Origin of the sequence: Streptomyces sp. Ag109_G2-15 (genome assembly GCF_900215565.1) — a bacterium.
GTDB lineage: Bacteria > Actinomycetota > Actinomycetes > Streptomycetales > Streptomycetaceae > Streptomyces > Streptomyces diastatochromogenes.
In genome coordinates, this window is sequence record NZ_OCNI01000001.1 from 1,329,044 (window position 1) to 1,349,986 (window position 20,943).

Sequence of the window (20,943 nt, forward strand, 5' to 3'; positions counted from 1 at the left end):
GACTTGAGGTTAACACTACCGGATCCAACAAACATTCCCCCTCTCCAAATCCGGCAAGCATGTGTCAGGTCGCAAGCGGCAGCACGCTCGCTCCCTGGGCATCCAGGCTCAGCCGGTTGGCGGCCCAGTCGGCGCCGGCCAGGGCTTCCACCTTGTCGGCGGTGCCGGCGTCGGCGAGGGCCATGACGGTGGGCCCGGCGCCCGAGATGACGGCCGGGATCCCGTCGGCCCGCAGCCGCTCCACCAGCGCGGCGCTCTCCGGCATGGCCGGGGCGCGGTACTCCTGGTGGAGGCGGTCCTCGGTGGCGGGCAGCAGCAGCTCGGGGCGCCGGGTGAGGGCCTCGACGAGCAGGGCGGCACGGCCCGCGTTGGTGGCGGCGTCGACGTGCGGCACGGTGCGCGGGAGCAGGCCGCGCGCGGTCTCGGTCAGCACCGGCTTTCCGGGCACGAAAACCACCGGAACGATGGAATCGTTCGGCTCCATCCTGATCGCCCGGGCGGCGCCGGCCTCCATCCAGGACAGGGTGAAGCCGCCGAGCAGACAGGCCGCCACGTTGTCCGGGTGGCCCTCGATCTCGGTGGCCAGCTCCAGCAGCGCGGCGTCGTCGAGCCGGGCCTCGCCGCCTATGGTCACCGCGCGGGCGGCGACGATGCCGGCACAGATGGCGGCGGAGGAGGAGCCCAGGCCACGGCCGTGCGGAATGCGGTTGGCGCAGACGATTTCCAGGCCACGGGGCTGTCCGCCCAGCAGATCGAAGGCGGTGCGCAGGGAACGGACGAGCAGGTGACTCTCGTCCCGGGGCAGGGTCTCGCTGCCCTCACCCGCGATGTCGATGTGCAGCCCGGAGTCGGCCACCCGGACGACGACGTCGTCGTACAGCCCCAGCGCGAGGCCCAGGGCGTCGAAGCCCGGACCGAGGTTGGCACTGGTGGCGGGAACGCGCACCCGGACGGCGGCGGCGCGGAACGCTGGACCAGCCATCGCTCGTTGACTCTCCTTGAGCTGCGTGACTGTCGAAGTGACATCCGATGGAGTCGAATGTCACCCGAGGGATTCGATGGACATTCGATGACGTACGAAGACCCGTCGGGACGCGGAGACGGCGCGGCCCCCGTGCCCACATGCAAGGGCATATGCGGTAGGCGGGTTCAGTACAGCCTATCGAAGGAAGGTTCTGCCGCGACATAGGGCGCACAGGAGGCGCACGATGCGTGTCGTAAGCCCCCTGTGCACCCTGACGCGGTTTGCCCCTGCTCAGGCCGGTGCTCAGGCCAGGCCGAGGCGCTCGGCCGCGGTGGTCGCGTCGACCGGGACGGTGACCGGCTGCGGGGCGCCGGCGACGGCCCAGTCGGGGTCCTTCAGACCGTTGCCGGTGACGGTGCACACGATGCGCTGCCCCGGGTCGACCTTGCCCTGCTCGGCGGCCTTGAGCAGACCGGCCACGGAGGCGGCGGAGGCGGGCTCCACGAAGACACCCTCCTGCGCGGCCAACAGCCGGTAGGCGCGCAGGATTTCACGGTCCGTCACCTCATCGATGGCACCGCCGGACTCGTCCCGGGCGGCGAGGGCGTACTGCCAGGAGGCGGGGTTGCCGATGCGGATCGCGGTGGCGATGGTCGAGGGGTCCTTGACGACCTCGCCGCGCACGATCGGGGCACTGCCGGAGGCCTGGAAGCCCCACATGCGCGGGGTCTTGGCGGCGATGCCGTCGGCGGCGTACTCCTTGTAGCCCCTCCAGTAGGCGGTGATGTTGCCCGCGTTGCCGACCGGGAGGACATGGATGTCGGGGGCGTCGCCGAGCATGTCCACGATCTCGAAGGCGGCCGTCTTCTGGCCCTCGATCCGCACCGGGTTGACCGAATTGACCAGCGCCACCGGGTAGTTCTCGCTCAGCGCGCGGGCGAGCGTGAGGCAGTCGTCGAAGTTGCCGTCGACCTGGAGGATCTTCGCGCCGTGCACCAGGGCCTGGCCCATCTTGCCGAGCGCGATCTTGCCCCGCGGCACGAGCACGGCGGAGACCATGCCCGCGCGCACGGCGTAGGCGGCGGCGGAGGCGGAGGTGTTTCCGGTGGAGGCGCAGATGACCGCCTTGGCCCCCTCCTCCTTGGCCTTGGAGATGGCCATGGTCATGCCGCGGTCCTTGAAGGAGCCGGTGGGGTTGGCCCCCTCCACCTTGAGGTGGACCTCACAGCCCGTGCGCTCGGAGAGCACCTGCGCGGGCACGAGGGGCGTGCCGCCCTCGCGGAGCGTCACGACCGGCGTGGTGTCGGAGACCGGCAGCCTGTCCCGGTACTCCTCGATGATTCCGCGCCACTGGTGAGTCATTGCTGGTTACTCTCCTTCAACCCGCATGATGCTGGCGACACCCCGCACGGTGTCGAGCTTGCGCAGCGCCTCGACGGTCCCGGTGAGGGAGGCGTCGGACGCGCGGTGGGTGACGACGACGAGGGAGGCCTCGCCGTCCTTGCCCTGCTGCCGAACGGTATCGATCGACACCCCGTGCTCGGCGAAGACGGTCGCGACCTGGGCGAGTACACCCGGTTTGTCCGCGACGTCGAGGCTGATGTGGTAGCGGGTGACGACCTCGCCCATGGGCGAGACGGGCAGGGCCGCGTACGCCGACTCACCGGGCCCCGTTGCGCCGTTGAGCCGGTTGCGGCAGACGGCGACCAGGTCGCCGAGCACGGCGGAGGCGGTCGGGGAACCGCCGGCGCCGGGGCCGTAGAACATGAGCTGTCCGGCCGCGTCGGACTCCACGAAGACGGCGTTGTACGCGCCGCGCACGGAGGCTAGCGGGTGGCTCAGCGGAATCATGGCGGGGTGCACGCGCGCGGTGACGGACGCCCCGTCCTTGGAGCGCTCGCAGATGGCGAGCAGCTTGATGGTGCAGCCCATCTCCTTGGCGGAGCGGAAGTCGGCCGCGGTGACCTCGGTCATGCCCTCGCGGTAGACGTCGTCCAGGCGCACCCGGGTGTGGAAGGCGATGCCGGCGAGGATGGCGGCCTTGGCGGCGGCGTCGAACCCCTCGACGTCGGCGGTCGGGTCGGCCTCCGCGTATCCCAGGGCGGTGGCCTCGTCGAGGGCCTCCTGGTAGCCCGCGCCCGTGGAGTCCATCTTGTCGAGGATGAAGTTGGTCGTCCCGTTGACGATGCCCATCACCCGGTTGATCTTGTCTCCGGCGAGGGACTCGCGCAGCGGCCGGATCAGCGGGATGGCACCGGCGACGGCGGCCTCGTAGTAGAGGTCCTTGCCGTGCTCCTCGGCGGCGGCGTGCAGGGCCGCCCCGTCCTGGGCGAGCAGGGCCTTGTTGGCGGAGACGACGGACGCGCCGTGCTCGAAGGCGGTGGTGATGAGGGACCGGGCGGGCTCGATCCCGCCGATGACCTCCACGACGACATCAATGTCGCCACGTTTGACCAGGGCGGTCGCATCCGTGGTGACCAGGCTCGGGTCGATGCCCGCCCGCACCTTGGAGGGGCGGCGGACGGCGACGCCCGCCAGTTCCACCGGGGCCCCGATCCTGGCGGCGAGGTCGTCGGCGTGCGTCGTCATGATGCGCGCCACCTCTGAGCCGACCACTCCACAGCCCAGCAGCGCCACCTTCAGCGGACGCGTACGCATCATCCGACCTCGTTTCCTCATACCGTCTACGGTTGGACCAGTCTCACTCACCGGACGGCAGTTTCTACCCTTCGTCCGGATCGTGAGACATCTATTTCATGTCGCTGGGACGCATAGACCGAAGAATCTCCGGCCCGCTCTCCCTGTTTCTGTTGTTCCTCACCCGACGTCGAGACGCAGGAGGTCATCCTCCGTCTCGCGCCGGACGATGACCTTCGCCTTGCCGTCCTTCACGGCGATGACGGGCGGCCGGAGCACGTGGTTGTAGTTGCTGGCCATGGACCGGCAGTAGGCGCCGGTGGCGGGTACCGCGAGCAGGTCGCCCGGTGCCAGGTCGGCGGGCAGGAACGCGTCCTTGACCACGATGTCCCCGCTCTCGCAGTGCTTGCCGACGACGCGCGCGAGCATGGGCTCGGCGTCACTGGTGCGCGAGACGAGGGCGACGCTGTACTCGGCGTCGTACAGCGCGGTGCGGATGTTGTCGGACATGCCGCCGTCGACGGAGACGTACGTACGCAGCCCGTCGAGCGGCTTGACGGTGCCGACCTCGTACAGCGTGAACGCGGTGGGACCGACGATGGCGCGCCCGGGCTCGACGGAGATCCGCGGGGTCCGCAACTTTGCGGCCTCGCACTCCCGCGTGACGATCTCGGTGAGCGCCTTGGCGATCTCGTGCGGCTCCCGCGGATCGTCGTCACTGGTGTAGGCGATACCGAGCCCACCCCCGAGGTCGATCTCGGGCAGCTCGACCCCGTGCTCGTCCCGGATGTCCCTCAGCAGCCCGACGACACGGTGGGCGGCGACCTCGAACCCGGACATGTCGAAGATCTGCGACCCGATGTGGCTGTGAATGCCGATCAGCTCGAGCCCGTCCAGCTGCAGGGCCCGCCGCACGGCCTCGGCGGCCTGCCCGCCCGCGAGCGGAATCCCGAACTTCTGGTCCTCGTGAGCGGTGGCGATGAACTCATGGGTGTGGGCCTCGACCCCGACGGTGATCCGGATCTGCACCTTCTGCCGCTTGCCGAGCGACTGCGCGATGTGCGCGACCCGCACGATCTCCTGGAACGAGTCGAGCACGATCCGCCCGACGCCGGCCTCTATGGCCCGCTCGATCTCCTGGACGGACTTGTTGTTGCCGTGGAAGGCGATGCGCTCGGCGGGCATGCCGCCGGAGAGGGCGGTGGCCAGCTCCCCACCCGAGCACACATCCAGATTGAGCCCCTCCTCGTGCAGCCACCGCACGACGGCCCGGGACAGGAAGGCCTTCCCGGCGTAGAACACGTCGGCGTCGGCGCCGAAGGCGGTGCGCCAGGCGCGCGCCCGGGCCCGGAAGTCGGCCTCGTCGAGGATGTAGGCGGGGGTGCCGAACTCCTCGGCGAGCCGGGTCGCGGGAATCCCGGCGACGGTGAGGACACCTTCCTCGTCCCGGCCGACGGTCTGGGCCCACACCTTGGGGTCGAGGGCGTTCAGGTCGGCGGGCGGGGCGGAGTAGTGCCCGTCGGACAGGACGTCGGCGTGGCGGGGCCCGGCAGGGTGGGCGGAACGGCTCATGACGTTGGCTCTCAGACTCTCTGTCTCGCTCCGGGGCTCATGCGTGTCGCTCTGAGGCCCTCAGAGGTGTTCGGGTGCGTCGATGCCGAGCAGGGACAGGCCGCCGGCCAGCACCGTCCCGGCGGCTTCGGCGAGGGCGAGCCGGGCACGGTGGGCGGCCGAGGGTTTCTCCTCGCCGCGCGGAAGCACGGTGGGCAGAAAGGGCAGGACGGCATCGGCGACGGTGACGAGATGCCGGGCAAGCCGGTCCGGGCCGCGATGGGTGGCGGCCGCGGTGAGGATACGCGGGTAGTCGGAGAGGGCGGTGAGGATCTCACGGGCCGGCACGGGACCGGGTTCGGCACTGAACCCGAGGCGACCGGCGTTACGGCTGACGGCCCGGACCCGGGCATGCGCGTACCGCACCCGGAACAGCGGATTGCTCTCCCGCTGCACGAGATGGTCGGCGGTGATCCGGGGCCGGTCGTGCGGCGCGGGATGCAGCAGCGCCCACTGCGCGGCATCGGCCCCGAGCGGCGCGGGATCCTCCGGCGCCGGAACCGGCCGCAGATTCACGGGCTCCCCGTGCTCGACCTCACACCGCCCGCCCTGCGTCCCGACGATCCGCACGACCGCGTCGGCGACAACCTCGGCGCGCGCCTCATACGGAACCCGAAGGACGACGACCTCCCCGGCGAGCCCGCTGCCGTACCCGTACCTGCCACCACACTCAAGGATGTCCCGTACGACCCCTTCGGCGACGTCGGCCTGCTCCTCGAGGCTGATGTTGAGAAACCCGGGTCCGGTGACGACAACATCCCGTATCCCCTCGGCACCGACGAGATACGGCAGCAGAATCTCAGCGACCCGCAGGGGCGGCAGCCCGGCCGACCGGGCGAGCTGGAGCGCAACGTTGGTGGCGTAATCCCCGCACCCCCCGGCCCCGGGCTCGGTCACCACGACCCGCTCCGGCACGGCCACACTCAGCTCCCCCTGCTCGACGGCACGACGCACTGCGTGCAGCACGGTGCGGGAGAGCTCGACGGGGGTCACGGGACAAGCGTAGGGGAGGTGGGGGGTGGGTATGCGAGCTGGTTTGTGACGGGTGGGGTAGGCGTTACTGGACTCGGTGGGGTTTGCGGGAGCTGTCAGCCGAAGGAGACCCATCGCCCACGCCACCGGCGACGCCACCGGTCACACCGCCGACGACCCCACCGGTCACACCGCCGACGGCCTGACCGGTCACACCGCCGACCACGCCACCCGCGACCCCGTCGGGAATCCCACCAATCCCCCCGCCGATCCCCCCACCACCCTCACCATCCCCGTCAATCTCACCCTCACTCTCCCCATCACCTTCACCTCGCCCTCCCCTCCTGCCCCCGGGCCGGCGCTCGATCAGGTGCTTGACGAGCCGAACGAGTTCCGCGGGTTCGAAGGGCTTGGCGAGGAAGGCGTCGACGCCTACATCGAGGCCGGTCTCGACCTCGTACTGCGTACAGGCGCTGATGATGGCGAGGGGAAGATCATGCGTGCGCGGATCGGCCCGAAGCCGAGCGGCGGTCCGGAGCCCGTCCAGCCGGGGCATGACGACGTCGAGCGTCACGACATCGGGCCGTACCTGATGCACCACATCCAGACACTCGGCACCATCGGCCGCGGTCACGACCTCAAGCCCCTCCAGCTCGAGGTTGACCCTGATCAGCTGCCGGATGACCTTGTTGTCGTCCACAACAAGCACCCGACCCGACGCGCCTGGCACAAGTCGAGAGTAGGTCCGGACCGGCCACCGCGTCCGGGTTTTCCCCACTTCCAACACCTGCGAGGGACCCACCCGCGAGCGCCCCCCACAAACCCGTTCCTGATCACCCCGGAAGACCTGCTAGGGTTCTACCCGTCGCCGCAAGCAAGAAGTCAAGCGCCCGACACGCCCCCGTAGCTCAGGGGATAGAGCAACGGCCTCCGGAGCCGTGTGCGCAGGTTCGAATCCTGCCGGGGGCACTTCGCATGAAGTGCCTGAAGACCCCGCTATCAGCAAATTCGCTGAATGCGGGGTCTTTCTGTATGCGCAGGTAGGTGCGGATCATCGGCCGAGTGACGCTGATGGCATCCGGTCGGCACGGGTAGGTGTCGGCCGAGGTTCGTGCCACGACCGTGCCAGATTCTCGGGCCTCACCGGGTCTCGAAACACCAGGTCAGTGGCGTGATGCGGTTGTTCCAGTCTGGATCTGTGCCGACGGCCACAGCGAGTGGGAGACACGTAGGGTCATACTGAGCCATGACCAAACCTGCGGCGCCGAAGCGTCATTTGCCTACCAGCCCCTTCAAGGCCCCGGTCACAGCGGCTCCCAAGCACTTCGCCATGGGCGACCAGGTCACGCATGACGTGTACGGCCTCGGCCGGGTAGTCGGCATCGAGGACGGAATCGCGGCGCTCGTGGATTTCGGCTCGGCGCAAATGCGGATCTTGAGCCCGTACTCCAAGATGACCAAGCTGTAGGACCGCTGTGCCCGCTCAGGGCACGCCAGGTCCCATCAGGGACCTGTAACGAAAGGCAGACCTCTCATCGACCCGACGTCGCTGTTCTCCGCCCTGGAAGGGCAACCCCGCCGTTCCACCGCAGTATCACCGCCTCCGACGACAACGCCCTTCCAGGCCCCGGACTTCGGAGAAGACGAGATCTTCTGGTCCGAGGATGCACAGGAGCCCGCCCCGGGCACGCGTGCGGCACGGCCCAAGGCTGCCTAGCGCCCCGAAGCCGTCCCGGCACCGGCGGCTAGTCGCCCATGAAGCCAGGTGAACGCCCTGGCACACTGCCCAGCACCCCACCAACACAGTTGGAAGGCGTGCGCCCTCGGCGCCTGATGGTCTCTGACTACGCGTCGCTTGGGTATGGCCCCTGAACCTCGCGCTGCTCCGTCGATGACCACTCGCGTAAGTGCGGTGACCGATGGAACCGGCAGAGAACAACGGACTCGAAGAGGGCTCCGCAAGCCTGGTCTTGGAGAGGCGCGATCCGTCCGCCAGGCGTCTGCGTCCCTCCGCCGCAGGTCAAGCCCTGAGCAAGCCCCAAAGCCCCTCAGTTTCCCAAGCTGAGGGCTTTGGGGAGGCGATCGACTCTGATTCGTGGGATCAGGTGCATCTCCCTTCCGTGCAGATGACCTGAAAGCAATACAGGGCACCCCAAGCTTCGCTAGATTCCGGCCCGTGACATCGGCCCCTTCTCCCAGTGCAGCACCGCCGAGGACACCACCGCCCAGACCTACGTGGACCCGCCGGGCCCGTCGTTGGTGGCGGTCGCGTGATGCGCTGTCGCGGGTACGGCGCTGGCTGCTCCTGCGAGCGTTACCCGGGGCACTTGTCCTCGCGGTCCTGTTCGTAGTGAACGGTGTGTTGGACGGCTGGGTAAGCGCCTACAACCTTCTGGTCGGCATTGACTCCCCCGGCGATGCCGAGACCAAGTGGAGTGCCTGGCTGCTCTCTGTCACCGGATGGGCTGCCGTCCCCGCCTTCATCGGTGGGTTCGTCGGCTATCTCGTCACCCAACAAATCGACGCTCACCGTCAACACGACGTCGACGTCATCCTCGCTGAACTGCAACGTGCCGCACTGCCTCCACAACAGCCACCGAGGCCGTAAGGATGCGGTCCCTCTACGACCTGCATGCTGAGGGCGGCGACGAAGCAAAGTTCGCGGAACAGTTCACTCACCAGTGGCACGCCGGCGACTGGCACGCAGCGGAGGACCACTGGGAGCAGTTGGTGGTCAGGATGCTGAGGGCGAAGGGACTGGAGATGTACTCGGCTGAGAGCGCTATGCGGCAGGCTGAGATGTACATCCGCAACTTTGCCGAGACCGCCTTGCCCGTACCGGGAAGCCGGTGTCCCCTCTGTGGAACTTCCTCATAGCCTCGCCTGCCTCAACCGATCGCCCTACCCTGGAGTCATGGTGGAGAACAGAACGTCAGCTGATGAGCTGCGTGAACTGCTCTACTTGGCCTGCCCGGACGCGCCGGCCAGTGCCCGTGCCTCTACAGCTGCGATGATCATTGCCTCTGGCGATCAGCGCCTGAGCGAGCGTGACGTCAACAGGGCTGTTGCAGCCTTGAGCGAGGCCGCACAGACGGACAGACAAGCGCGTCCTGCCTCCAGCACACCCGCGTTTGCCCTGCTGAGCCGACACAAGGCAGATGCTTTCAGCGCGAGCACCCATGTGACAGCCGGCCTTCGTGACCTCTTTCGTGCGCTTGGCGCGCCAGGCGGGGGATCCTCACCCCTGCCCAGTGGGACTGGAGGGGTCGGCCTATGACATCAGGGGGAGAGGCCCAGCGGGAAGTAGACGCTGGTTTCGACATCGCCATGAAGTGGGCGCAGTTGCCACCTGAGCATCTGCAGATCGCCCTCCAGGCGCTGGAGCCCCAGCTGAAGCGCGAGCACCAGGCTCGCATGGCTCAGCTTGAGGCCGAAGCCGAGCATGCTCGGCTGAAGGCAGCTGAGCTGCAGGCAAAGCGCACACAGGCGAAGTACCTCACCAACTTCATCGCGGCACTTGTCGTAACCATCGCACTGCTGGTAGCTGCGGTGTTGGTCGCCGCAGAAGCCCCTTGGCTGTCTGCCGTCCTCTCAGGTCCAAGCCTGATCCTCCTCGCCAAATTCTTCGTGCTGCGCAGAGATGACACGAAGCTATTGCGCGAAGTAAGCGATTCGGCACGTGCGGAGCAGGAAAAAGGGACCGACCAGAAACGCCAGGCCGCACAGTAAGAATCGCCGAATGCATGAAGTGAAGCTGTCCGACGGGGTCATCGCTCTGTCCCCGCTGTGCCTGGACGATGTGGAGGCACACCTCACGGGGGAGGATGAGCTGCTCGTTCGCTGGCTCACCGGCGGACCCGGGACACGTGAGGGCGTCGAGGCGTACATCCGGCACTGCCAGGAACAGTGGCAGACTGCCGGGCCGCTCCGTGCTTTCGGTATACGGGCGGGCACCGGCGAAGTGCTCGCGGGGACGGTCGACCTGCGGTTCGCGGGAGAGGGGCTGGCTCCCGGTCAGGTGAACGTCGCGTACGGCCTCTATCCGTCCTGGAGGGGACGTGGTCTGGCCACCCGCGCGGTCCTCTTGGCGTCCCAGTACGCGGCGAACGAGGGCGCAGAGGAGGCGGTGATCCAGGTGGAGCCAGAGAATCCCGCATCTGCCGCAGTCGCGCGGCGGGCAGGGTTCACCCCCGGCAAGCAGACGCACGGCAAGGACGGCACACGGTTCAACTGGTACCTGCGGGAACTGCACGCCACGACCCGGTGACGAGCGGCAGTTACGAGCCAACCCTTAGGGGTGGCATGCAGCGGTCATCGCCTCGGCCCCCTCCGGAACGGACGTCGCCCTTGGTGATCAGAGCATCGCCCTGAACGGCGGCGAACATGCCGGCGGTGTCGTCGGTGACGACCGTGCGGCCGTCGGGATGGGCATCAAGGGTGATCCGGCCGAGTTCGTCGAGCGGGAGGACATCGGGCCCGGCGACGTCGGCGACGGTGTCGGAGACGACCTGGGCGGCGATCAGCTGGAGCGGGGTGGTGGACAGGCGGACGGTGTCGCCCTCGGTGGTCCAGGACAGGACCGCGTCCATGAACTCCATGAACTGGGTGGCGCGGACGATCGAGTAGGGGATCGGCCCGGCCTTGAGGATGTCTTCCTGCAGGACCTTGGCCCGGTAGTAGTCGCCCTTCCGCGCGGCGGCGGGTCCCTGCCCCGCCACCGCACCCGCGCCCACGCCGGCCGCCGCCCGCTCCCGGCGTCGTCAGAAGCGTCCGCCGCAGTGCCCGGACGGGGCGCAAGGGACCCGTGATGCAATGGGTGCGACGGAGCAGATCTCGGGGCGGGGTGGGCGTGTTGAGCAACGGTGGGCCCGATGCGGGGAGTTTTGAGCCGCTGGGGGAAGGTGATCCGCGGACCGTGGGCGGGTACCGGCTGGTGGCGCGGCTCGGGGCCGGTGGCATGGGGCGGGTCTATCTGTCGCACACCCCGGGCGGACGGGCCGTCGCGGTCAAGGTGATCCGGCCTGAGCTGGCCGAGAACGCCGAGTTCCGGAAGCGGTTCCGGGCGGAGGTGGCCGCGGCGAGCCGGGTCCACGGGATCTACACCGCACCGGTGGTGGACAGCGACACGGAGGGGGCCGTGCCGTGGTGCGCGACCGCCTATGTGCCGGGGCCCTCCCTCTCCGACGCCGTACGCGATCACGGGCCGCTGCCCGTCGACACCGTGCTGCGGCTGATCGCCGGTGTCGCCGAGGCGCTGCAGGCCGTGCACCGCGAAGGCATCGTGCACCGGGACCTCAAGCCGGCGAACGTGCTGCTCGCCGCCGACGGCCCGCGCGTGATCGACTTCGGTGTGGCGCGCGCGGCCGACTCCACGTCACTGACCCAGAGCGGTACGGCCCTGGGCACCGTCGCGTACATGGCGCCGGAGCAGGTGCTGGGCGGGGAGGCCGCACCCTCGGCCGACGTGTTCGCGCTCGGGCAGATCGCCGTGTTCGCGGCGACGGGCGGCGCCGGGTTCGGGGACGGGGATCCGCACGCGGTGCTGTACCGGGTGGTGCACGCGGAGCCCGATCTCAGCCGCGTGCCCGCCGAGATACAGGAGCTGGTGGCCCGGTGTCTGCGCAAGCCCGCCGCCGAGCGGCCCACCGTCGAGGAGGTCATCCGCGCCGTCCAGGAGATCCAGGCGTATCGCGGTGACGAGGCGCGGTACGCGTCCGGGGCGTGGCTGCCGGGCGAGTTGGCCGCCGGAATCGAGGCTCGGGCCGCGGGCGCCGATCAGGCCCGGGGGCGGGTGGCGGATCCGGGCACGGGTACGGGTACGGGTCAAGCCGCCCACCCTTCGGGCGCTTTCGGGGCAGCCGACGGTTCCGGTGCTCCCCATACGCCGGGCCCTCCTGGCGCTTTCCCGACCACCGGTCCCGGCGCGTTCGGGCCGCCGGCGGCTTACTCCCCCACCCCTCCGACGGCACACTCCCTCACCCCGCCGGCGGCGTACGCCCCCACCCCGCCGTCCCACACCGCGCTGCCCGGACCCTTCGTCATGGGTCCGGGGGCCGCGCCTGGTGGTGCGTACGCGCCGGTCGGCGGGCCCCAGCCGCACCTCCCTGCCGACACACAGACCGCACCCACCGCACCGGTGGCCGCGGGCGGCAAGGCCCGTAAGGGACGGTTCTGGCTGTTGTCCGCCGCCGCCGTCGTACTCGTCGCCTGCGGGGCGGCCGTCACCTTGCTGTTCATTCCGGGGGACGGCGACAAGGGCGGTGCGCAGGCACAGGAAGAGACCGCGTCGCACTCGGCCGCGTCCGTCGACCCGTCGCCGTCGGCATCGGCGTCCGGCTCCCCTTCCGCCAAGGCCTCGAAGCAGGCGAAGGCCTCCAAGTCCGCTGTGCCGCCCAGCCCTTCGGGGCCCCCGACGCCCACGCGGACCGCGTCCTCGGCTCCGCCGAGCACCGCGGCGAGCAAGCCCGCGGCTCCCAAGGCCCCCGTCCCGGTGACGTACGCCGGGATCCGGATGACCAAGAGCCACGACCTGTACCTGGCGGACACCCCGGTGCGGTCCAAGGCGGACACCGGTACCTCCGACGAGGATCTGACCTACGCCGTCTACTCCTCGGGCGCGCTGCTCGCCCCCGGCACCACCTCCGGAAGCTCGCTCGCGCTGCTGCCCGTGGGCCGGCAGGGGAGCCTGGACGTGTGCAAGGCGGCGACCGGCTACAAGAGCTACATCTGGATCAAGGACCTCACCGTCGGCCAGCAGATGTGCGTCATCAGCGGGACGGGGCACGTGGGGCTGGTGACGTACCGGGGCTCGTCCGGGACGACGTACGCCGATCTGGACGTGAAGGTGTGGCGTAACGCGGCCTAGGACCACTTAGGCCCGGTACCACTTCGGCCCGGTACCACTTCGGCCCAGGACCACTCCCGGGCGTGATCTCGATCCTCTTCGGGTAGTCATGCGCTGCTTCGCTGCGGCTGGACTGAGGGGGAGGGTCGCGGTGTCGGATGACAGACCGCCGGACGCGTGGGAACCGCATGAGCGCCGGATCTGGGAGGCGTACCGGCGGGGCGAGTGGTGCGACGACGTGCCGGAGGTCCGTGCGGAGGTGCTGCGGTGGCTGCTCGTCGCCGCGCCTCCCCCGGTGCGGGGGTGTCTTGCCCGGCTCCGGCTGCGCGGGGCGCACATCGTCGGAACGCTCGATCTCGCCGAGGCAGAGGTCCAGTGCGCGATACGCCTGTGGTCCTGCCGCCTGGACGGGGCGCCCCGTTTCGACGGTGGGCGTTTCGGCGCGCTGGAGCTGAGGGACTGTGCCCTGCCGGGGCTGACCGCGGTGGGGGCGCGGGTCGGTCAGGAGTGCGTGATCGCGGGGTGCGTGATCGACGGCACGCTGGCTCTGCGGTCGCTGAGCGTGGGCACCCGTCTTTCGCTCGACCGGTCCAGGGTGGTCGTCCCGGACGGCCAAGCCGCGGTCGACGCGCAGTCGCTCGCCGTCGAGGAGGACTTCTCGGCGGCCGAAATGGAATGCACCGGGCCGGTCTACCTCAACAGCTCCCGCGTGCAGGACGCACTCGATTTCCGCGGCGCGCGGATCCGTGGGGAGCGGACCTGTCTTCAGGCCCCCGAACTGAGTGTGGGCGGCGGTCTGCACCTGGACCGGGGTTTCGTGAGCGACGGAGGCATCAACCTCTACGGCGCCTCGATCGGCGGTTCGCTGCACCTGGAGGACAGCACCCTGACCGGCACGGGCGAGAAGCGGGGCCAGCCGGCGCTGCAGTTGCTCTGTGCCACGGTCGGCGGGGACATCCAGGCCGGTCGGGGGCTCGTCGTGCGGGGATGCGTGGATCTCAGGGACACCACGGTGCGCGGCAGTGTCGTGCTGAAGAGGGCCCGGCTGCACCAACCGGCCGGCACGGCGCTCAAGGCGCAGCGCCTGCACGTCGGTGGCAACTTCAGCTGCCGTGAGGGGTTCGTCTCGCAGGGCCTCGTGGACATCCGCGATGCCCGGGTCGGCGGCTCGGTCCTCTTCGAGGGCGCGGAGCTGACCGGCCCCGCGGGGACGGCGTTGCGGGCGAACGGCATCGAAGTGGGTGCGGAGTTCAACTGTTGTGATGGTTTGACCGCACACGGTCGAATATCGCTCAGCAACATCACCGTACGCGCCAGGCTCTGCTTCGAAGGCGCGCTGTTCGATGTACCGAGCGGGAAGCATGCCCTGGTGTGCCGACGGTCCACGGCCGCGGAGCTGGAGCTGAGCCCGCGCGAAGCCCCGGTGGGCGTCGTCGACCTGAGTCACACCCGGGTCGGTGTGTTGCGGGACGACCCGGGCACGTGGCCCCAAGCGCTGCTGCTGGAAGGTTTTCTCTACGACAGCGTCCATCCCGTGCTGCCCGCCGAGCGGCGGCTGCCCTGGCTCGACCGGGAGCCCACGGGCTTCGCGCCGCAGCCCTACGAGCAGCTGGCGGTCAACTACCAGCAGCACGGCCGGGACGCCGATGCCCGGACCGTCCTGCTGGCCAAACAGCGCCGCGTGCGTCGCACCCTTGCGTGGCCGGCCCGCGCGTGGAGCATCCTCCAGGACGTCACCGTCGGCTACGGCTACCGGCCGCTGCGCGCGGTTGGGTTGCTGGCCGCGTTCTTCGCGATCGGGACCGCGGTCTTCGCCACCTGGCCACCCGCGCCCACCGGTGAGGGGAAGCCGCCGGACTTCCAGCCGGCCATCTACACCCTCGACCTCCTGCTGCCCGTCGTCGACTTCGGGCAGGAGCGGGCGTTCAGCCCGCACGGCGGCATGCAGTGGATCGTGGTGGTACTGGTCAGCGCGGGGTGGCTGCTCGCTACGACGGCCGCGGCCGGCGCGAACCGGGTGCTGCGGCGGACCTGATCCGACGTAGGAACAACACGCTGGTCAGCACCCCGAGGAGGACGACAGCGGCGTTCGCCGCCACCGCGACCTTCAGGCCGTCCAGGATGCCCGCGGCGTCCGTGGCCGGCATGGCCGCCGTGGCGATCGCGCTCATGATCGGGGTGCCCATGGTGATGCCGATCTGCTGGGTCATGGTGGCGAGGCCGGTGGCCAGGCCCTGTTCGTGGTCGGGCAGGCCCGAGGTCGCCGTGACCATGAAGGCAACGATGACCAGCATGTTGCCGACGCCTCCGGCGAAGGTGGCGAGCAGGAGGAGCCAGAGCCAGGAGCGGTCGGGGCCGAGGCCCAGCAGGGCTGCCGTGCTGAGTGCCTGGAGCAGTCCGCCGGTGATCAGGGTCGGCCTGCTGCCGAGGCGGGCGATGGCCTTCGGTGCGGCCGATCCGCCGATCACCGTGCCGAGGCCCAGGACGCCGAAGGAGAGGCCCGCGGTGAGCGGGGAGAAGCCCAGCACCTCCTGGAGGTAGAGGGTCAGCAGGAAGACCAGGGACGTCTCGGTCAGGAAGGCGATCAGGCCGGCGATGTTGCCCCAGGCCACCGAGCGCCTGCCCAGCACGGTGAGGGGGATCAGGGGTGCGGACACCCTGCGTTCGATGCCGTGGAAGAGGAGCAGCAGGGCCGCGCCCGCCGTCAGCGGGAGCAGGGTGGGCTGTGCGGTCCAGCCGTGGTCGCCTGCCTGGGTGAGGCCGAAGACCGTGGCCAGGAGGCCGAGGGTGACGGTGACGGCGCCGGGCAGGTCCAGCTTGGGGCGGTCGGCGGAGCGGGGTGACTCCTTGATGACCGTCGGAGCGGTGAGGAGGACGGCCAGGGCCACGGGCACGTTGACGAAGAACGCCCAGCGCCAGGAGAGGAGGTCCGTCAGGAGGCCGCCCAGGATCGCTCCCGTGGTGAACCCGGCCGACATCAGCGCTCCGTTGAGGCCGAGCGCCTTCTCCCGCAGGGGGCCCTCGGGGAACGAGGTGGTGAGGAGGGAGAGGGCTGCGGGGGTCACGGCCGCTGTGGCCAGGCCCTGGAAGATCCGCGCCGTGATCAGTGACTCCGGGTTCTGCGCCAGACCGCCGAGCAGGGACGCGGCGGCGAGGACCGCCAGGCCACCCAGGAACAGGCGGCGCCGGCCGAACAGGTCCGCCACCCGGCCGAAGAGCAGCGTGAAGCCGGCCGCGCAGAGGGCGAACGCCGTGGCGATCCACTGCAGATGGGCCAGCGGGAAGCCCAGGCCCTCGCCGATCACCGGCAGCGCCACGTTCAGGATGGAGAAGTCCACCGCCAGCATGAACTGGGCCGCGAGGAGGAGGACCAGGACCAGGCGCAGCCGGGGTGTGAGTCCGGCCGGAGATGTTCCGGCGCCGACGGAGGTGTCCGCTGCCTCCGCATCGGTGAGGGGCATGACGTCGCTTCCTTTCCTCTCATGAGGGTTCATGCACGGTTCCGTGCACGGTTGCCGAGGAAAGGCTCTGCCGCCCGTCGCCGCCCAGCCAGAACCCTGTCCCGGGTAGGCGGCGCCTGGGTGGTCATTCCATGACCACCCTCGCCCGTCGCGGACGCGGAGAGCGAAGGGCATCATGGACGGCAAGTGGTCCGGATCCGGGAGGCGTTGATGGACGCGGGGGTATCGTCCGAGCTGGGGGACTTTCTCAAGTCCCGGCGGGCCGCGCTGCGTCCCGAGGACGTCGGCATCACAGCGCAGCCGGCCCGCCGCCGCGTCACCGGACTGCGCCGCGAGGAGCTGGCCACGCTCGCGGGCGTCAGCATCACCCACTACACCCGGCTCGAACAGGGCCGCGCGGCAGGCGTGTCGGACGCCGTGCTGGAGGCGATCGCGCGGACGCTGCGGCTCGGCGACGACGAGACCGCCCATCTCATGGATCTCGCCCGCCGTCCCACCGCCGCCTCCCGGCGGCCCGCTCCGCCGCGGGTGGAGCACGCGAGTGCGTCGGCAAAGCAGCTGGTGGCGGCCATGACCGACGTACCCGCACTCGTCCTGGACCGGCGGGGTGACGTCCTCGCCTGGAACCACCTGGGGCACGCTCTGCTCGCCGGTCACCTGGCGGCCGACAGCCCCGGTACGCCCGCCGCCCGCCCCAACCTGATCCGGATGCTCTTCCTGGACGAGCGGTACCGGGAGCTGTACGGCGACTGGGGCGAGGAGGCCCAGCTGGCCGTCGCCTCGCTGCGCCTGGTGGCCGGGCGTCACCCGGACGACCGCCGGCTGGCCGAGCTGGTCGGTCAGCTGTCCCTGCACAGCACCGAGTTCGCCGCGCTGTGGGCCCGGCACCCGGTGCGCACCTGTACGTCAGGCGTCAAGCACCTGCGCCATCCGGCCGTCGGCGCGCTGGAACTCAGCTTCGAGAACCTCTGCGTGCCCGGTGGCTCGGGGCAGCGGCTGATCGCCTACACCGCCGAGCCGGGTTCACCCTCCGAGACCGCACTGCGCCTCCTGGGCAGCATCGCCGCCACCAGAGCCGCCGGTGTGACGGCCTGACGGACGCCTACCGCGCGCCGGGGCCCTGCAGTGACTCCTCGTCGTCGTTCGCGGCGTACGGGTGGACGAATCCCTCGGCGTCGAAGGGCGTGAACCAGTCGGCCACCGCGGTGGGGTCGATGTCCAGGTCGTCCTCGGTGAGGTCGCCGTCGATGCCGTCCGCGAACGTCTCCAGGGCCGCGCTGACCTCCTCGGTCAGGAGGTCGTAGAGGTCGGCCGTCACCTCGGCCTGGGTGAGCAGGAATCTCAGCAGGAGTTCCTCCGCCACGCAGGTCGGACGGGTGGGGTGCGGTTGGGTGAGGCGGGCGGTCAGGGTCACCGCCGTGACGGTGAGGCGGCGGGCGAACAGGACGGTGTACTCGTCGGCGAACTGCGGGGGCAGGTCGTCCAGGAGCATGAAGGTGGCGTCGCTCTCGGCCACGGTCGGCCCGTCGTCCTCCAGGCCGGCGAGGTCGGTGAAGAGTTCGTCCACCAGGAGGTCGATGCCGAACACGAGGGCGCCGGCCGCGATCTCCGCCGCCTCCCGGCCCACGGTCCGCTGCCCGGGGTCGTCGGAGTAGCCGAAGCGGTCGAGCGGGAAGGCCGCGAGCAGGGGGGCCAGGGCGCGGAGCCTGGAGCGCATGGCCTCGACCTCGGCCGGGTCGAGACGGCCCGGGGCCGGGGCCGGCTCGGCGGCCCGGTGGCGCCGGGCGCGTTCCGCCGGGTCGGCGGGCGGGGCGTCGGGGCCGTCGGCCGCGTCCAGGCTCTCCTGGAGGAGTTCGGAGTTCAGCTCCACCGCGCACCGGGTGATCTGCCAGTCGGCGAGCGGTTCGGTGCGTTCCAGGAGTTCCGCTACGACCTCACGGGCGGCGTCCTCCGCGAACTCCAGCGCCGGTGCGTCCACGAAGAGCTTCAGCAGGACCCCTCCGGGATGGGCGGCGATGACGTCGTCCATCAGGTCTATCTCCATGCCGTCGGGCCCCTCGATCGCTTCGAGCGAGTCGAACCCCTTCCGCAACAGGAAGATGACGCCCTCCCGCTGGAGCGCGTCGAGTTCCGGAGCGCCCTTGGGAGGGGCCATGGCCACGGTCACCATGTATGTCACCCCCTCATCGTGCCCGAGTCGTCCCACCTCGCGGGAGGGAATCAGGGGGTCATCTTCAGCCGTCGGCCGCGCCCGCCTCTCGACCGGTGACCTTCGTGGGCGTCGGACGGTGCGGTCAGGCCGAGCGCTTGCGGGTCGCCGTCTTCTTCGCCGGGGTCTTTTTCGCCGGGGTCTTCTTCTCGGTCGTCTTGGCGGTTGTCTTGGCTGCGGTCGACTTGGCGGTCGACTTGGCGGTCGTCTTCGCCGCCGTCGTCTTCTTCGCGGCCGTCTTGGCGGTTGTCTTCGCGGCCGTGGTCTTCTTCGCCGCCGTCTTCTTCGCCGCCGTCGCCGTCGACTTCTTGCCGCCCGTCTCCTTGGGGGTGGCCCGGCCGCGGGCGAGTGGCCTGACCTCGGCCTCCTCGGTCGGGGCCGGTTGCTCGCCGCGGGACTCACGGGCCTCGCGCACGCTCTTCTCCAGGGCTGCCATCAGGTCCAGCACCTTGCCGCCGGCGGCGGGCTCGGGGGCCTCGGGCGGGGTCTCGCCGGCCGCCTTCGCCGCGATGACCTCCTCCAGCGCCTCGCGGTACTCGTCGTGCAGGTCCTCCAGCTCGACCTCGCCGAGGGTGTCCATCAGGGCGTCCGCGAGGTCCAGTTCCTTGTCCCGGACGGTGACGTCCACGTCCGGGGCCACGCCCTCGGGGGCGCGCACCTCGTCCGGCCAGAGCAGGCCGTGCATGGCGATGGCGTCGCCGACCACGCGCAGCATGCCCAGGCGTTCGCGGCCGCGCAGCGCGTACTTGGCGATGGCGACCTTGTTGCTGCGCTTGAGGGCCTCGCGCAGGAGGGTGTACGGCTTGGCGGCGGGGGCTCCGCTGGCGGCGAGGTAGTAGGCCGCGTCCATCTGGAGCGGGTCGATCCGGTCGGCCGGCACGAAGGCGACGATCTCGATCGTGCGGGCGGTCGGGATCGGAAGGTGGGAGAGGTCGTCGTCGCTGATCGGGATGATTGTGCCGTCCGCGTCCTCGTACCCCTTGCCGATCTCGGCCTGGCTGACCTCGCGGTCCTCCAGCTCGCACACCTTGCGGTAACGGATGCGGCCGCTGTCCTCGGTGTGGATCTGGCGGAAGGAGACCGAGTGGCTCTCGGTGGCGTTCACCAGCTTGATCGGGATGCTGACGAGACCGAAGGAGATGGCGCCGTTCCATATGGATCGCACGTGCAGCACCCTTCCTTTCGGTTTCCGGTTTCCGGTTTGCGGTGTTACGTGGCTGTATGCCTGGAATCGTCATCCTATGACGCCTATCACCGACGTGGAGGGGCGACGGGTCGCGCTCAGCAACCTGGAGAAGGTGCTCTATCCGGAGACCGGCTTCACCAAAGGGGAGCTGGTGCACTACTACGCGACCAGCGCCGAGGTGCTGCTGCCGCATCTGCGCGACCGTGCGGTGTCCTTCCTGCGCTATCCGGACGGGCCGGACGGGCAGGTGTTCTTCACCAAGAACGTGCCGCCGGGTACGCCCGAGTGGGTCACGACGGCCGAGGTCCCGCGGTCGGAGGGGCCGGCCCGGATGGTGGTCGTACAGGACCTGGCGAGTCTGGTGTGGGCGGCGAACCTGGTGACCGAGTTCCACACGCACCAGTGGCTGGTCCAGGCGCCGGAGGAGGCCGACCGGCTGGTCTTCGACCTGGATCCCGGGGCGCCCGCGACGATCGTGCACTGCTGTGAGGTCGCGCTGTGGCTGCGGGAGCGGCTGGCGGTGGACGGGATCGAGGCATACGCCAAGACGGCCGGGTCGAAGGGGCTGCATCTGCTGGCGGGGGTGCGCGGGGGGTCGTCCGAGCGGGCGAGTGAGTACGCGAAGGCTCTGGCCGTCGAGGCGGAGCGGGCCATGCCGGGGCTGGTGGTGCATCGGATGACGCGGAGTCTGCGGCCGGGGAAGGTGTTCGTGGACTGGAGTCAGAACGCCGGGCGCAAGACCACGGCCGCGCCGTACACGCTGCGGGCTCGGCGGGTTCCGTTGGTGTCGGCGCCGGTGACGTGGGAGGAGGTTGCGGGGTGTCGGGCGCCGGGGCAGTTGGAGTTTCTGGCCGGGGACATCGCGCCTCGGGTGCGGGATCATGGGGATTTGCTGGCACCCCTGCTGGATTCCGGGCGGTCGGCCTCGCTGCCCTGAGGTTTTCTCGCCCCCGCCGCCCCTACCCGTCCCGGCCAGGGGACTCCGTCGCCCTGTGACCCCTGCTGGGGGCTGCCGCCCCCAGGCCCCCGCTGTCGGCCCTGGACGGGCCTTGTCCTCAA

The 20,943-nt window shown here is 70.1% G+C and carries 17 protein-coding genes, 1 tRNA gene and 2 pseudogenes; 10 read left to right on the forward strand and 10 right to left on the reverse strand.

All coding sequences use genetic code 11. The annotated features are described in order from the left end of the window. Positions 1–64: 64 nt before the first annotated feature. From thrB to CRP49_RS05625, 6 genes and pseudogenes are all read right to left on the reverse strand, one after another. The gene (thrB, locus tag CRP49_RS05600) at positions 65–982 is read right to left on the reverse strand and encodes a homoserine kinase (protein WP_097252415.1); all 918 of its coding nucleotides are present in this window, start codon (positions 980–982) and stop codon (positions 65–67) included. Between the two features lie 285 nt (positions 983–1,267). Next, on the reverse strand, positions 1,268–2,326 hold the full coding sequence (gene thrC, locus CRP49_RS05605) for a threonine synthase (RefSeq protein ID WP_097252416.1): 1,059 nt from the start codon (positions 2,324–2,326) through the stop codon (positions 1,268–1,270). Positions 2,327–2,332: 6 nt separating this feature from the next. After that, positions 2,333–3,625, reverse strand: a complete 1,293-nt coding sequence (locus CRP49_RS05610; protein ID WP_179851512.1) for a homoserine dehydrogenase — start codon at positions 3,623–3,625, stop codon at positions 2,333–2,335. A 156-nt stretch (positions 3,626–3,781) separates the two neighbouring features. After that, complete coding sequence (lysA, locus tag CRP49_RS05615) at positions 3,782–5,173, reverse strand: diaminopimelate decarboxylase (RefSeq protein WP_097252417.1); 1,392 nt, start codon at positions 5,171–5,173, stop codon at positions 3,782–3,784. A gap of 60 nt (positions 5,174–5,233) precedes the next feature. Then, entirely contained in the window at positions 5,234–6,205 is a 972-nt protein-coding gene (gene nrtL / locus CRP49_RS05620; protein ID WP_097252418.1) for an ArgS-related anticodon-binding protein NrtL, read from the reverse strand. A gap of 241 nt (positions 6,206–6,446) precedes the next feature. After that, positions 6,447–6,962 (reverse strand): annotated as a pseudogene (locus CRP49_RS05625) (response regulator); the annotation flags it as partial. Between the two features lie 119 nt (positions 6,963–7,081). Here CRP49_RS05625 and CRP49_RS05630 point away from each other — a divergent pair. The 6 genes from CRP49_RS05630 (at position 7,082) to CRP49_RS05660 (ending at position 10,451) form a co-directional block, all read left to right on the forward strand. After that, positions 7,082–7,153, forward strand: a tRNA-Arg gene (locus tag CRP49_RS05630). A 277-nt stretch (positions 7,154–7,430) separates the two neighbouring features. Beyond that, the gene (locus CRP49_RS05635; RefSeq protein WP_094216111.1) at positions 7,431–7,652 is read left to right on the forward strand and encodes a hypothetical protein; all 222 of its coding nucleotides are present in this window, start codon (positions 7,431–7,433) and stop codon (positions 7,650–7,652) included. Positions 7,653–8,360: 708 nt separating this feature from the next. Next, positions 8,361–8,792: a DUF6313 family protein gene (locus tag CRP49_RS47710; RefSeq protein WP_220378268.1), complete on the forward strand. Its 432-nt coding sequence runs from the start codon at positions 8,361–8,363 to the stop codon at positions 8,790–8,792. Between the two features lie 2 nt (positions 8,793–8,794). After that, entirely contained in the window at positions 8,795–9,061 is a 267-nt protein-coding gene (locus CRP49_RS49070; protein WP_097252420.1) for a DUF6313 family protein, read from the forward strand. 396 nt (positions 9,062–9,457) lie between these two features. After that, positions 9,458–9,913, forward strand: a complete 456-nt coding sequence (locus CRP49_RS05655) for a hypothetical protein (RefSeq protein WP_097252421.1) — start codon at positions 9,458–9,460, stop codon at positions 9,911–9,913. Between the two features lie 10 nt (positions 9,914–9,923). Further along, positions 9,924–10,451, forward strand: coding sequence for a GNAT family N-acetyltransferase (locus CRP49_RS05660; RefSeq protein WP_097252422.1), 528 nt, complete (start codon positions 9,924–9,926; stop codon positions 10,449–10,451). Between the two features lie 10 nt (positions 10,452–10,461). Here the strand turns inward: CRP49_RS05660 and CRP49_RS05665 are convergent. Then, positions 10,462–10,866, reverse strand: a pseudogene (locus CRP49_RS05665) (LysR family transcriptional regulator); the annotation flags it as partial. A 233-nt stretch (positions 10,867–11,099) separates the two neighbouring features. Between CRP49_RS05665 and CRP49_RS05670 the strand changes: the two are divergent. After that, positions 11,100–13,049, forward strand: coding sequence for a serine/threonine-protein kinase (locus CRP49_RS05670; protein WP_257033313.1), 1,950 nt, complete (start codon positions 11,100–11,102; stop codon positions 13,047–13,049). A gap of 130 nt (positions 13,050–13,179) precedes the next feature. Next, complete coding sequence (locus CRP49_RS05675; RefSeq protein ID WP_097252424.1) at positions 13,180–15,063, forward strand: hypothetical protein; 1,884 nt, start codon at positions 13,180–13,182, stop codon at positions 15,061–15,063. On the opposite strand, the gene CRP49_RS05680 is transcribed toward CRP49_RS05675, so the two are convergent. Beyond that, entirely contained in the window at positions 15,017–16,489 is a 1,473-nt protein-coding gene (locus tag CRP49_RS05680) for an MFS transporter (RefSeq protein ID WP_097252425.1), read from the reverse strand. The genes CRP49_RS05675 and CRP49_RS05680 overlap by 47 nt on opposite strands. 210 nt (positions 16,490–16,699) lie before the next feature. Between CRP49_RS05680 and CRP49_RS05685 the strand changes: the two genes are divergently transcribed. After that, positions 16,700–17,584, forward strand: coding sequence for a helix-turn-helix transcriptional regulator (locus CRP49_RS05685; protein WP_097257209.1), 885 nt, complete (start codon positions 16,700–16,702; stop codon positions 17,582–17,584). A 7-nt stretch (positions 17,585–17,591) separates the two neighbouring features. On the opposite strand, the gene CRP49_RS05690 is transcribed toward CRP49_RS05685, so the two are convergent. Further along, the gene (locus CRP49_RS05690) at positions 17,592–18,659 is read right to left on the reverse strand and encodes a hypothetical protein (RefSeq protein ID WP_257033648.1); all 1,068 of its coding nucleotides are present in this window, start codon (positions 18,657–18,659) and stop codon (positions 17,592–17,594) included. A gap of 124 nt (positions 18,660–18,783) precedes the next feature. Further along, positions 18,784–19,863, reverse strand: coding sequence for a Ku protein (locus tag CRP49_RS05695; protein WP_179851513.1), 1,080 nt, complete (start codon positions 19,861–19,863; stop codon positions 18,784–18,786). 76 nt (positions 19,864–19,939) lie between these two features. Here CRP49_RS05695 and ligD point away from each other — a divergent pair, with 76 nt between their 5' ends. Beyond that, entirely contained in the window at positions 19,940–20,821 is an 882-nt protein-coding gene (gene ligD / locus CRP49_RS05700) for a non-homologous end-joining DNA ligase (RefSeq protein ID WP_097252428.1), read from the forward strand. Positions 20,822–20,943 lie beyond the last annotated feature (122 nt).